Origin of the sequence: Burkholderia sp. AU31624, from assembly GCF_020420065.1 — a bacterium.
In the GTDB taxonomy this organism is placed as follows: domain Bacteria; phylum Pseudomonadota; class Gammaproteobacteria; order Burkholderiales; family Burkholderiaceae; genus Burkholderia.
Genome location: NZ_JAIZRT010000007.1, coordinates 236,218 through 248,253, shown reverse-complemented (window position 1 = coordinate 248,253; position 12,036 = coordinate 236,218). Strand labels below are relative to the sequence as shown.

The window sequence follows — 12,036 nt, the reverse complement described above, 5'->3', positions numbered from 1 at the left end:
CGCCTGCCGCCCCGTGCTCGCCGCGAACCCTCACTCGACAGGCCATTGAACCTCATGCAAACCACCACCGTTGACCTCGAAGCGGCGTTCGTACAGGCCGCGCTGGATGCGCTTCACCGGGACTGCAAGCTCGGCGACGCGATTTCACTGGCTTACGGGAAATGCGAATCGACCGCCGGCGTGATCGACCTGATTTTTCCGTTGATCACGAAGAAACTGCGGATCGACTACATCCTCATGTACAGCATCGAAAGCAATCCCCGCACGCTCCTGCAATTTCTTCGGCAGGTCGAGTCGCGGCTGGCACGGAACGAAAACTGGACGGCCGCGTCGGTCGAGGCCGCGTTGCGGAGCGTGGCCGATTCAACCGACAGCGTCGGCTGGGCGCGTGCGCAGCGCCTGCTGAAGTGCTGCATCCTGTTTTCCGATTCGCCGCTGGGCATCGTGGAAAGCATCACGTTCCTGGGCCAGCACGAAACCTCGTCGAGGTTGAGATCAGCGGCAAGCAATGTCGAACTCAGCCACCTGATCAACTGAGACCTATGGGCCATTCATGGATTCCGCTCAAAGCAAATCGCCGCCCTGGCATTCCGCCGTCACCCTGATGTGGCGCAGTCATCCCTGGCTGACGCTGGGCACGGTCCTGACGGGCCTCGTCAGCGGCATCGCGTCGATCGTGGGCGTCGGGTTGATCAGCACCGTGCTGCACGACCCGTCCGATCGACGGACGCTGCTGCTGATGTTCATTGCGGTGAACGTCATCGCGGTGGTCTGCAGGAGCGGCGCGGCCGTGATGCCGTCCTATGCATGCATGAAGGTCATGACGAGATTGCGCGTCAACCTGTGCAAAAGGATCCTGGCGACCCCGCTCGATGAAATCGATCGACGCGGCGCCCCCCATGTGCTGACCATGCTGACGCAGGACATTCCGCAACTGAGCCAGACGCTGCTCACCATCCCGACGATCATCGTTCAATCCGTCGTGCTGATCTGCAGCATCGTCTATCTCGCCTATCTCTCGTGGATCGTTTTCGCGTCGACGATGATCCTGACCCTCGTCGGCCTCGTGCTTTACCTGTTCTTCTATCGGAAGGCGGTCAATTTCACGGAGCGGGTTCGCGATGAATTCGTCCAGTTCAACGAATACACGCATGGCCTCGTGTTCGGCATCAAGGAGCTCAAGCTCAACCGGGCGAGACGCCGCTGGTTCACCCGGGCCGCGATCGAACTGTCATCGAAGCGCGTGGCGGGATTCAATTACATCGAACGCTTCTGGTTCATGAGCGGCGACAGCATCGGCCAGATCACCGTCGCGGTCCTGCTCGGCTTCCTGTTGTTCGGCGTGCCTTCGCTCGGCGTCGTGGATCCGTCCGTCCTCACGGCGAGCATTCTGGCCGTGCTCTACATGATGGGTCCCTTGACCATGCTGATCAATATCCTGCCGGTGGTGGCCGAAGGCAAGACCGCGCTCGCCCGGCTGGCGGAATTCGGTTTCCTGATCGATGACACGCAGGACGCACGCAATGAGCCGCCCGTTCCGGGCACCGTGGCATCCCCATCGCCGAAGTCATGGAAGGTCATCGAGTTGAACGAGGTGACGATGAACTACCGCGACAATGAATCGTCGGCCGACTTCGTGCTCGGCCCCATCAACATGACGATTCATGCCGGAGAACTCGTCTATGTGATCGGCGGCAACGGCAGCGGCAAGAGCACGTTGGGCAAGGTCCTCAGCGGCCTCTATGCACCGACCGGCGGCACCATTTCGCTCGACGGAAAAGTCATCGACGACGATGCCCGGGAACGCTACCGCAACCTGTTTTCCGCCGTATTCACCGATTTCCATTTGTTCAATCGCATCATCGGGCCGGATCGGGGCAATGACAGCATCGAGCTTGCCCGGAAGTACCTCGACACCCTGAAGCTGGCGGACAAGATCGAGATTTCCGGCCGCACCTACTCGACCACCCGGGCGCTCTCGACCGGGCAACGCAAGCGCCTGGCGCTGCTTTGCGCGTACATCGAGGATCGTCCGATTTACATCCTGGACGAATGGGCCGCCGATCAGGATCCGGTCTTCAAGCGATTTTTCTATGAGGTGCTGGTTCCCGACCTGAAATCCCGCGGGAAATGCGTCGTCATCATTACCCACGACGATCAGTACTTCAAGCTGGCGGACCGGGTCATTCGCCTCGATAGCGGCCGCATCTTCTCCGATACGGCCGTGTGCGCCGTCCCGGCCGAAGCCGCCGGATGAGCCGCGATCCTGATGGGGACGCGATGCGCGCCGTCCGTCGCAGACGGGCGGAACGCTCGCCGTGCGCCGTACCGGATTCGACGACCGGCGATGCGTCTGTCCCGGCAAACCGTTACAGACGCATTCGCACGCGGGTGTTTAAATCACGTCGGCATCCATGCGCGCACGCGCAGCTTCAACGTCTCATCAGGAATCCTTTCATGGAGTTCAGCAGATTGTTCGCACACGTCGGCGAAGCGATCTCGAGCAGCGGGAGCCGACGTTTCCCCCGAATGATGTACAACCTGATCGCCGCGGCGGTCCCCGTCGACGAGATCCGCATTGCGGAGCTGGCGGTCGACGACTCACCTGACGGCCATCCCGCGGTGCGCAGCCTCGGCGCGGTCGGCGCGGCGCTCGCGAAAGCCGGCGTAGCCGCCGCCTGTTGCGGGCCGCAGATGCCGCCGCGCCCGGGCGCGAGCCCCCTGCACGTCGACGACACGCTCGCCGGCCACGGCCCGATCCACGCGCAGCTCGACCGCTTCATCGTCATGCAGGCGGCGGTCGTGTCGCCGCGTTACGCGCAATTCCACCTCGTGACCCGCAAGCGGGGCCACTGTTACGTGATCTCGTTGTATCGCACCTGTACGTTCGACGATTTCTCGCCGCAGGAGCGGACCTTCCTCAAGGAACTCTCGCACGTGCTGTTTCCGATCGTCGAGAGCCATGTCGCGGCGCTCGATTCGACGCCGCCGCCCGCCCAGGTGACGATCGCCGCGCCGCCGGCAACGCAATCGGGCCGGGAGCGCGTGGCGCGGCGATTCGCCGAGCGTCTGCAGCAGGCCGGCGTCAAGCTTTCGATGCGCGAGATCGAGGCCTGCACGGCGCTGTTGGCCGGCGACACGGTGCCCGCCATCGCCATGCGTTTCGCGCTGCGCGAAAGCACCGTCGAGACCTACCTGAAGCGGGCCGCCGTCAAGCTGGGCTTCAGCGGGCGCCATGGCCTGACGCGCTGGATGCTCGACGAGACGGCCGGGGCCGCGACGGAAGCGGGCGGGAACGGCATGCGAAGCGTGCGGCGCGACTACGCGTCGCCGCGCATCGGAACCTGAGGGCACGCGGCCCGTACACGCTCATCCGGCGGCACCGCGTGCGTCAGATGCGGCACGCCAGGCACTTCAGCGCGCGCGACGCCGACGCAGGCGCAGGCGACGCGCGAAACTCCATGGGAAGACTGCCGCCGGTTTCCATCTCGCATCGGACGTCGGCAATCTAGCCGACGCCGCAACCCGCGCTGCCGCCCCCGGTGACATCGTCGTCATCGCCCTCGCCGACGCGCGTCGACGCAGGCCCGCGCGGCAGCGATCCCGGCCAGCCGGCCGGCGGCGTGCGTCGCACGTCGGCGGCATGTCGGCGTCACGCCGCCGACGCGCACGGGACGGAATCGTCGATCATCCATTTCGTGAGCCCGTGCCGGCCGCTGATGCCGAGCTTCACCGCGGCGCGCTTGATGTACGTCTCGATCGTGCTCTCCTTCACGCCGAGCTCGCCGGCCATTTCGCGCAGCATCTTGCCCGCGAGCAGGCCGAGGCACACTTCGTTTTCACGCGCCGACAGCACGACCCGCGCGCGCGCGAGCCGCGATTCGAACTCATGGCGCAGCGCGTCGACGCCGGGCAAGCCTGCCGTCGCACCGGGCGCCGTCACGCATTCGAGCGTGCCGTGCCGACGCGTCGACGCATGCCACTCGACGAGCGGCAGCAGCGTATCGGCGAAATTCTTCAGGAACGACATCTCCTGCAACGAGAAGTCGCGATGCGATGCCGTGCGATGCAGCGAGATCACGTAGCGCCGATTCGCCTTGCCCGACACGAGATGGCACTGAAATCCGCCGCCCGGCCCGCGCGGCGGCGCGACGTCGCCGCCATTGCCACGCCGCAACAGCGGATTGATGTGAATGAGCTGCCGGTCGCAGGCCGCCAGGATCCGGTTCAACGGCGGATGCGCGGCCGGTTCCCGCTCGCCGTGCGCGGCCGGCGCGCCGCGCCCGTCGCCGCCCGGCGCGCCGAACGCGCCGAGCGATTGCACGTGGACGACTTCGCCCGCCGGCTCGTCGAGCGTCCATTCAGTCATCCGGGTGATCGCGAGCGGAATCGATTCGACCAGCAATGCATGCATGTCGGATGCGAACCGCTCACTGCCGGCGCTCGAAATCACCTTCCCGAGCTTCGCGAACATCTGACTCTCCTTGTTGTGCGTGCTTGAGGACCTGGCGCCACGCCGGCGCGCGCGAGCCGGCACGGTTGGCGCGGCGCGCGTCGGGTCGCGCTGTGTCGCACGCGTTCTCAGGCGGGCAACGCGCGCCGCCGGCGCGCGATCCGGAACACGCCATGCGCGTACGAACGATCGTCAGGCACGGCGAGCGCCGCCGCGTCACCGACGATCGAACCGACCGATGACGAACGGGAAACCGGCACGATGTTTCCACCGTATCGGACCGCGCGCGGCGATGGGCGTCGCATCGATGGACGTTCATGACGGGCGACGCTGCCAGCAGCCGAAACGTCCATTTCGGTCGATGCGCGTGGCGGGACGAAAACGCGCCGCCGCCGGACGTGCTGAAGACCTGAATCGGACAACCCGGCGCCGGCTCGACGCAGGCGCGCTCCCGGCGAATTCAACGAAAAATCGCGATCAAAAAGCGAAACGATTCTTTCCATTGAATTTGGTCCATGTATATCCCAGCCGCGTATGATAGCGATGATTTAAGACATTTGCAGTTAACCCGACATCCATTTTTTTAAAACCACATCGCCCGCTAACCGGAAATCGATCAATCCGCAAGCCACTCATCGGCACTATTATCAACGCACGAATAAATCAATCTCCGTTTACCACGAACTTTGGTAATAATCGCCCCGGCGACGCATACCACGAATTTTCATCCGGAAGCGCCATTCGAGAGAGGAATTGTTGGATTTCAACCGTACCCTGCTTATCGATCTGGTTTCAAGTCATATCTTCCGGACGTTATTTCGATTCGCTCAACAATCGATTCAATATACGCGGCGGCGAAGCATAATTTCCGCTCCAAGCCCACGGTTGCGGGCCTCCGAGACCGGCGTTGCAAAATACCCACAAAGGACGAAGCCATTTTCCGTCATAAAATTTCCATATTAAATGACTCGAAATTCGTCAACTCCGCGGCTTGTCACCCGATAGATAAATTGTTACGCTTTCGACCGAAATATACGACACACCTTCAATCAACCTTGAATTGCGGCCGGGTTTATTTAAAAAATCGAAACATGGCGATTAATATTCACGTGAAGTCATCTTTTATCGATCGCCACGGCTAGCGCTTCGCCGCACGCGATTCCGTCGAATTTCCCTATCCGCTTGTCGACAGAACAGGCCGACGGTCAATTGCAGCAATCTCCCGGCGGCTTTTCGATTTCCTTTTAGACGCCCGTGGTGATGCGCGGCCGCGCATTGCCGAACGCATCGTTATTTTTCAATCCTGCCCGACCCGAGCGCGACGCTTCCCGAGCGTCACGCCTGCATCGATTGCCACACCAGTCTCAACGCGTCATTTGTCGTCTTTCCAATCTTCAAAACAATGCCGAAAAATTGGAGCACACCATGAGTCACGACTTCCGAGACGAACCTGCGCCGCGTCGCGCCTTCCTGGCCGACATGGCGAAGCTCGCGGCGGCCGGCATCGTCACCGGCTGGACACCGCTCTACCAGATCGCGGCGCATGCGCGGACAGCCGGCGACACACCGCCCGGCTTCCCGGCCGACATCCCGCTTTACAAGCAGGCGTTCCAGAACTGGAGCGGCGAGATCGCCGTGCAGGACGTATGGACCGCCGCGCCGCGCTCCGCCGACGACGTCGTCGCGACCGTCAACTGGGCGCGCGCGAACGGCTACCGGATACGCCCGCGCGGCTACATGCACAACTGGTCGCCGCTGACGCTGGACCCGGGCGCCGGCGCCGCGAACCTCGTGCTGCTCGATACGACGAAGTCGCTGACGGCCGTCGCCGTCGACACGTCCGCACGTCCGGCGCGCGTCACCGCCCAGACAGGCGTCTCGCTGGAGTCGTTGCTCGCGACGCTCGAGCAATATGGCCTCGGCGTGATTGCCGCGCCGGCACCGGGCGACATCACGCTCGGCGGCGCGCTCGCGATCGATGCACACGGCACCGCCGTGCCGACGGCCGGTGAAACCCTGCAGCCGGGCCATACCTGGGGCTCGCTGAGCAATCTCGTGGTCGCGCTCACCGCGGTCGTATTCGATCCGGCCCGGCAGCAATACGTGCTGCGCCGGTTCGAGCGCGGCGATCCCGAGATCGGCGCGTTCCTCGCGCACATCGGGCGGGCGTTCGTCGTCGAAGTCACGCTGACGGCCGGCCCGAACCAGCGGCTGCGCTGCCAGAGCTACGTCGATATTCCGGCATCCGAACTGTTTGCGCCGGCCGGCTCGACGGGCCGCACGATCGCGTCGTTTCTCGATCGCTCGGGCCGGGTGGAAGCCATCTGGTTCCCGTTCACGACCAATCCGTGGCTCAAGGTCTGGACGCCGACGCCCAGCAAGCCGCTCCTGTCGCGCGCCGTCACGCAGCCGTACAACTACCCGTTCTCCGATTCGATCTCGCAGACCATCTCGGATCTCGTCAAGCGGATCGTGATCGGCGGCGAAGGCGCGTTGACGCCGCTGTTCGGCCAGACGCAGCTCGCCATCACGACGGCCGGTCTCGCACTCACGCTCAGCGGGGATATCTGGGGCTGGTCGCGCACCGTGCTGCAGTACATCCGGCCGACGACGCTGCGCGTCACCGCGAACGGCTACGCGGTACTGGCGCGGCGCGCCGACGTGCAGCGCGTGATCAGCGAATTCGTGCAGTTCTATCAGAACCGCGTCGACGCGTACAAGGCGCGCAACGCGTATCCGATGAACGGTCCCGTCGAGATCCGCGTCACCGGTCTCGACAAGCCGGCCGATGCCGGCGCGGGTGCGGTCGTGCCGGCGTTGTCCGCGCTCAAGCCGCGCCCCGACCGGCCGGAATGGGATACCGCCGTGTGGTTCGACATCCTGACGTTACCGGGCACGCCGGGCGCCGATCGCTTCTATCGCGAGATCGAGCAATGGATGCTCGCGAACTACACCGGCTCGTATGCGACGGTGCGCCCCGAATGGTCGAAGGGCTGGGCCTATACCGACACGGCCGCCTGGCAGGACGACACGATGCTCACCACCACGATTCCGAACCTGCATCGTGAAGGCCAGCCGGCGTCGAGCAGCTGGGATACGGCGCGCGCGACCCTCGAACGCTACGACCCGCACCGGATCTTCCGGTCGCCGCTGCTCGACCGGCTGATGCCGTAGGGAGCCCGGCGGAAGCCGGCTGCCATGGCCGCCACGGAACGGATGACGATGCGCGAACCGTGCAGGTTCGCCAGGTCATTCAGGATGTGGCGGCCGGCAGGCTGGAACCGTGGCGAGCGGCGGCGCGGCTGAATCGACGACCCGACAGGCTCGCCTGCGGATCGCCAGGCCGCGGCGGGAGCACGGCCTCCAAGCGCTCCGGCCAATGCACGACTGTCGAAGCGATTGCCGGATGCGGCGCGTGATTCGACAACGGCTCCGCGCAAAACCGCGTCGGCACCCCTGTCACACTGCCATCGGTCGATCGTCAAAAGGCGACCGGTCGCCCGCAACCAGTCGCCCCTCCCCGCCTTACGCCGCGGCCGCTTCCGCCCACGGCGGCCGGAAATCCAGCCCGAGATGCTGGCTGATCGCGGCGTCGAGCCGCTCCACCGCGTCCCGCTCGATACGCGTGATGCCCGGATGCCAGATGTCGACGAGCAGGCAAACCCGCGGCTCGTTGCTGTCGTTCCAGCTCTCATGCTCGAACGTATCGTCGAAAATGATCGCGCGCCCGTCCGGCCACTCGCGAATCTCGTCGCCGACGCGCAGCCGCGAGCCGCGCGGCACGATCAGCGGAAGCTGGCAGGTCAGCTTGAGATTCGTCGTGTCCGTATGCGGCGGAATCCGCGTCCCGCCCTGGATCACCGAAAAGATGAAGGCGCCGCTCGGGCTGAGGGAGTCCTGCACCTGCCGCATCAGCGCCGCGGTGCGCGGGCAGCGGCGGCAATTCTCCTCGACCTCGGGCTCGCCCTTGCGCCTGAAATAGAACGACCCCCAGTCGTTGCGCCGGATCGATTCGAAACGCCCTGCCACCTGCTCTTCGTACGGCAGCAGCATCGGCGTGGTCACCTGGGCGAGAAACTCCTCGCGCAGCACGTCGACCGACGCCTCGAGCGTCGACGTGAACGCCTCGAGCGCCGGATAATCGGACGCCTCGTACCACGGCTTGCCGTCCAGCCCCGGGAAATAGAACAACAGCGGCCGCTGATGTTTCGGCAACGCGGGCAGCGGAACCCGCCCCGTGTTGATGTCGACGAACTCGATCACGCGTTCGAGCTCCGCTGTCCCGTACTGCGACACGAGCGCCTCCAGCGTCTCGTGAATCGCGATGCGCATCTCCTGTTTCAAAGTCGATCTCCTTGGCTATCGTGGGGTGACAAACAACAAAATTGCCGCTTCCGCATGACGCATCACACATGAATCGAAACGGTGCGCCCGGCCTACGCGCGCGCCGTCGTCTTCGCCTCCTCCATCGGGTCGGCGGCCCAGCCGCCGATCGACGCGCCGTACCCGGCGGCCGCCGCGACCAGCACGCCGACGCCGCACCACACCGCCTGCACGCCCCACTGGCTGACCAGGTAGCCGAGCAGGATCGACGCGATCATGCTGCCGAGCTGGAACACCAGCGAAAAGAACGAGACGGCGCGCGATCGCAACGCATCGGGCGTCCGGTGATGCAGCACCGCGTTGACCACGGCGCCGGCGATGCCGAGGAACAGCGCGACCCCGCTCAGCACGGCGCCGAACGCGACCACGTGATTCGCCCAGCGCGTCAGCACGAGGCTCGCGGCGAGCCCGGCGAACGGCAGCGACACGGCAAGCGCCGGCCGTGCGGCGCAATGCTTCATCACGCGATACGACACCCAGCCGCCCGCGCCCTTGACGACCAGCATCAGCGTGAGGAACAGGCCGAACGCCCAGGTCGCGCCATGCATCGGCACGAGCGTCTTCAGCACCACCGGCCAGTAGCTCTCCAGCACCGACACGACGCCGCCGAGCAGCATGCAGAGCAGGATCAGCGGCCGCACCGCGCCGCCGTGCCACGCGAAGCGCACCAGTTCGCGCAGGTCGTCGCGCATCCGGCCGGCCGGCGCGGCCTCGGGTGGCGCCTGCTCCGCCTCGGCGAAAAACCACGATGTCAGGCCCAGCAGCACGATGAACAGGCCGCCTGCGAGCGCCAGGCCGATCCGGTACGGGTTGTCGAACAGCCGGCTGCCGATCAGGTCCGGGAGCACGCCGCCGACCAGCGACATGCTCGCCAGCCCGAGCGCGGAGGCCAGCTCCGCGCGGCCGAGAAAATAAGGAATCCGGTTCGTCTCGCCGTGCTCGCGCAGCAGGCCGACATACCACGCGTCGACGGTGCCGGAACTCATCGCGCGCGCGACGCCGAAGCTCGCCGCGGCGAGGTACAGCACCGGCTTCTGGCTGAAGCACAGCATCAGCGCGCAGCCGATGCTGTTCATCAGCAGCGAGACGCGATAGGTCCGGATCCGGCCCACGCGGTCGGCCATCGCGCCGAACGGCAGTTCCAGCGCGATGGTCGACAGGCTGAACACCGCCGCGTAAAGCCCGATCTCGAACAGCGTGAAATGGCTGTGCAGCAGGAACAACGTGACGACCGGCAGCACGAGGCCGAAGGTGCCCCACAACGCCGCCTGCTGCAGGCAGTACCGCAGGTGGACGGTCATCGGCCGTCCTTGCCGCCGGACTCGAGCAGGAGGTACTCGCCGTCTTCCGAGCTGCCGGCGCCGATCTCGACGAAGCCGCACGCGGCATAGAACGCCAGCGCCGGCACGTTGGCGCGCAGGCACTTGAGCCGGTAACGCGTGGCCGGCCAGCCCGGCAACGCGCGCAGCAGCGCCCGGCCGATGCCGCTCCGGTGGTGCGACCGGTGCACGTGCAGGTGATGGATGAAATGGTCGGGCTCCCAGACCGACACGAAGCCGGCGAGTCGCCCGCGGTCGTCCTCGGCGACCCTCAGCCGTTCGCCTTCCGTCTGGGCCTCGAAATCGGCCAGCTGGAACGCGCCGGCCGGCTGCCAGACGAAGGTCTCGCTGCGCGAGCGCAGGAACAGTTCGCACAGGGCCCGCGTATCGGCGGCCACGGCGTCACGTACGATGATCTTCATGATGCGCTTACCTCGCGGCAGTCGTGGTTGCCGGGCCCGTACAGCCCGGCAGGCTCGCCATCACGTCGGCGACGAAACGTTCGGTATCCCAACTGTGGTCCACCGTCGCGCCCAGCCGCGTGATGACCGCGCGGCACGACGGCACGATCACCACCAGCTGGTGATTGAAGCCGTCCATCATCATCAGGTCCGCCGGCAGCGACGGAAACCGGCGCGCGGCGCCGACGCCGGCGTTCAGCCACAGATGCGCGCCGAGCCGGCCGTCGTGCCGCGCCGCCTGGGGCGTCGCCATGAAGCGCACCCAGTCCGGCTCGACGATGCGCGTGCCGCGCCACACGCCTTGCTGCAGGATCAACTGGCCGAGCTTCGACCAGTCCCGCGCCGACGCCAGCATGTAGCTGCCGCCGACCAGCGTGCCCGACGCGTCGGGCTCCATCATCGCGGTGCGGATGCCGAGCGGCTCGAACAGCCGCGCCCGCGCGAACGGCACGATGTCGAGCGGCCGCGGCGAGATCGCGCGCGCGACGATCTTCGCGACCAGCACGCTGCCGCCGCTCTGGTAGTCCACCTCGCGGCCGGGCGCGACCTTCAGCGGCCGGCTCGCGACGAAGCGCGCCATGTCGGTCGACTGGTACAGCATCTTCGTCGTGTCCGAGCCGGGCAGATAGCCTTCCTGGTAATCCAGCCCGCTCGTCCATTGCAGCAGGTTGCGCAACTGGATCGCCTGGCGCGGATCGCCGGGTTGCGCCCAGTCGTCCAGCAGGTGATCCTGCGTGAGCGTCAGCTTGCCGTCGCGGGCCAGCACGCCCGCCAGCAACGCGGTGACGCTTTTCGTCATCGACCAGCCGAGCAACGGGGTGTCGGCCGTGACGCCCGGCGCGTACCGCTCGCCGACGAGCTTGCCGTCCTGCCGCACGACCACGGCCAGCGTGTTGCGCAGCGACGCGGGCGACGGCTCCGCCATCGCGCGATCCAGCACGGCGCTCAGCGCCGGCAGCGGATCGGCCGGCGCGACATCGTCGGCGTTGCCGTAGTGGTCGACGTAGCCGGCATCGGCCACGGCGGGCGGCAGCGCGAGGCCGCGGCCATCCGCGCGCAATGCGTCGATCGCGCCGGCCGGCGCGATCGTGCAGCCGAGGCCCGGCCGGTACAGCGCGACCGTCGAACGCAACACGCCGAGCCCGGCGGCCTCGACGGTCTGTCGCGCACGGTCGATCCGGTACGTGACGAAGTTGAACAACGGATTGATCGGCTTGACTTCGCGCGCGAACAGCGCACGTGCATCGCCGTCGCCGCCGGCGAGCGCGCGCACGCACAGGTAGTGCGACGCGTAGCCGGTGGCGGCGGGCAGCGCCCAATACAGCAGGCCCGCGGCGATCACCAGCAACAGCACGGCCGTGGCGGCGAGCATCTTGAAGGCGGCAGCGACACGGGACGGATGACGATCCGGCATGGGAGT

At 66.1% G+C, this 12,036-nt stretch carries 10 protein-coding genes; 4 read left to right on the top strand and 6 right to left on the bottom strand.

Going from position 1 to position 12,036, the window contains the following annotated elements; all coding sequences use genetic code 11:
* The first annotated feature begins 54 nt into the window (after window positions 1-54).
* From LGM89_RS25600 to LGM89_RS25590, 3 genes are read left to right on the top strand one after another with little or no spacing between them, the layout of a single operon-like run.
* On the top strand, window positions 55-537 hold the full coding sequence (locus LGM89_RS25600) for a hypothetical protein (protein ID WP_089429894.1): 483 nt from the start codon (window positions 55-57) through the stop codon (window positions 535-537).
* A 16-nt stretch (window positions 538-553) separates the two neighbouring features.
* Window positions 554-2,257 (top strand): cyclic peptide export ABC transporter, encoded by a 1,704-nt coding sequence (locus LGM89_RS25595; protein ID WP_226274338.1) that lies wholly within the window; start codon window positions 554-556, stop codon window positions 2,255-2,257.
* Entirely contained in the window at window positions 2,254-3,348 is a 1,095-nt protein-coding gene (locus tag LGM89_RS25590; RefSeq protein WP_226274337.1) for a helix-turn-helix transcriptional regulator, read from the top strand. The genes LGM89_RS25595 and LGM89_RS25590 overlap by 4 nt, the downstream gene beginning before the upstream one ends.
* 304 nt (window positions 3,349-3,652) lie before the next feature.
* Here the strand turns inward: LGM89_RS25590 and LGM89_RS25585 are convergent, their stop codons facing one another.
* On the bottom strand, window positions 3,653-4,474 hold the full coding sequence (locus LGM89_RS25585) for a helix-turn-helix domain-containing protein (protein WP_226274336.1): 822 nt from the start codon (window positions 4,472-4,474) through the stop codon (window positions 3,653-3,655).
* Between the two features lie 107 nt (window positions 4,475-4,581).
* Window positions 4,582-4,713, bottom strand: a complete 132-nt coding sequence (locus tag LGM89_RS37225; protein WP_256990202.1) for a hypothetical protein — start codon at window positions 4,711-4,713, stop codon at window positions 4,582-4,584.
* A gap of 1,165 nt (window positions 4,714-5,878) precedes the next feature.
* Between LGM89_RS37225 and LGM89_RS25580 the strand changes: the two genes are divergently transcribed.
* The gene (locus LGM89_RS25580) at window positions 5,879-7,627 is read left to right on the top strand and encodes a cholesterol oxidase substrate-binding domain-containing protein (RefSeq protein WP_226274335.1); all 1,749 of its coding nucleotides are present in this window, start codon (window positions 5,879-5,881) and stop codon (window positions 7,625-7,627) included.
* Between the two features lie 351 nt (window positions 7,628-7,978).
* Here the strand turns inward: LGM89_RS25580 and LGM89_RS25575 are convergent, their stop codons facing one another.
* From LGM89_RS25575 to LGM89_RS25560, 4 genes are all read right to left on the bottom strand, one after another.
* Window positions 7,979-8,797, bottom strand: coding sequence for an aspartyl/asparaginyl beta-hydroxylase domain-containing protein (locus LGM89_RS25575; RefSeq protein ID WP_226274334.1), 819 nt, complete (start codon window positions 8,795-8,797; stop codon window positions 7,979-7,981).
* Window positions 8,798-8,889: 92 nt separating this feature from the next.
* A complete protein-coding gene (locus LGM89_RS25570; protein ID WP_226274333.1) occupies window positions 8,890-10,137 on the bottom strand; it encodes an MFS transporter in 1,248 nt (415 codons plus the stop codon).
* On the bottom strand, window positions 10,134-10,577 hold the full coding sequence (locus LGM89_RS25565; protein WP_226274332.1) for a GNAT family N-acetyltransferase: 444 nt from the start codon (window positions 10,575-10,577) through the stop codon (window positions 10,134-10,136). The genes LGM89_RS25570 and LGM89_RS25565 overlap by 4 nt, the downstream gene beginning before the upstream one ends.
* 7 nt (window positions 10,578-10,584) lie before the next feature.
* The gene (locus LGM89_RS25560) at window positions 10,585-12,030 is read right to left on the bottom strand and encodes a serine hydrolase domain-containing protein (RefSeq protein WP_226274331.1); all 1,446 of its coding nucleotides are present in this window, start codon (window positions 12,028-12,030) and stop codon (window positions 10,585-10,587) included.
* Window positions 12,031-12,036 lie beyond the last annotated feature (6 nt).

Bases quoted from the DNA above. Each gene is read 5' to 3' on its own strand.
- LGM89_RS25560 (WP_226274331.1), bottom strand. From the start codon at position 12,030: ATGCCGGATCGTCATCCGTCCCGTGTCGCTGCCGCCTTCAAGATGCTC.
- LGM89_RS25590 (WP_226274337.1), top strand. From the start codon at position 2,254: ATGAGCCGCGATCCTGATGGGGACGCGATGCGCGCCGTCCGTCGCAGA.
- LGM89_RS25570 (WP_226274333.1), bottom strand. From the start codon at position 10,137: ATGACCGTCCACCTGCGGTACTGCCTGCAGCAGGCGGCGTTGTGGGGC.
- LGM89_RS25585 (WP_226274336.1), bottom strand. From the start codon at position 4,474: ATGTTCGCGAAGCTCGGGAAGGTGATTTCGAGCGCCGGCAGTGAGCGG.
- LGM89_RS25565 (WP_226274332.1), bottom strand. From the start codon at position 10,577: ATGAAGATCATCGTACGTGACGCCGTGGCCGCCGATACGCGGGCCCTG.
- LGM89_RS25600 (WP_089429894.1), top strand. From the start codon at position 55: ATGCAAACCACCACCGTTGACCTCGAAGCGGCGTTCGTACAGGCCGCG.
- LGM89_RS25580 (WP_226274335.1), top strand. From the start codon at position 5,879: ATGAGTCACGACTTCCGAGACGAACCTGCGCCGCGTCGCGCCTTCCTG.
- LGM89_RS25595 (WP_226274338.1), top strand. From the start codon at position 554: ATGGATTCCGCTCAAAGCAAATCGCCGCCCTGGCATTCCGCCGTCACC.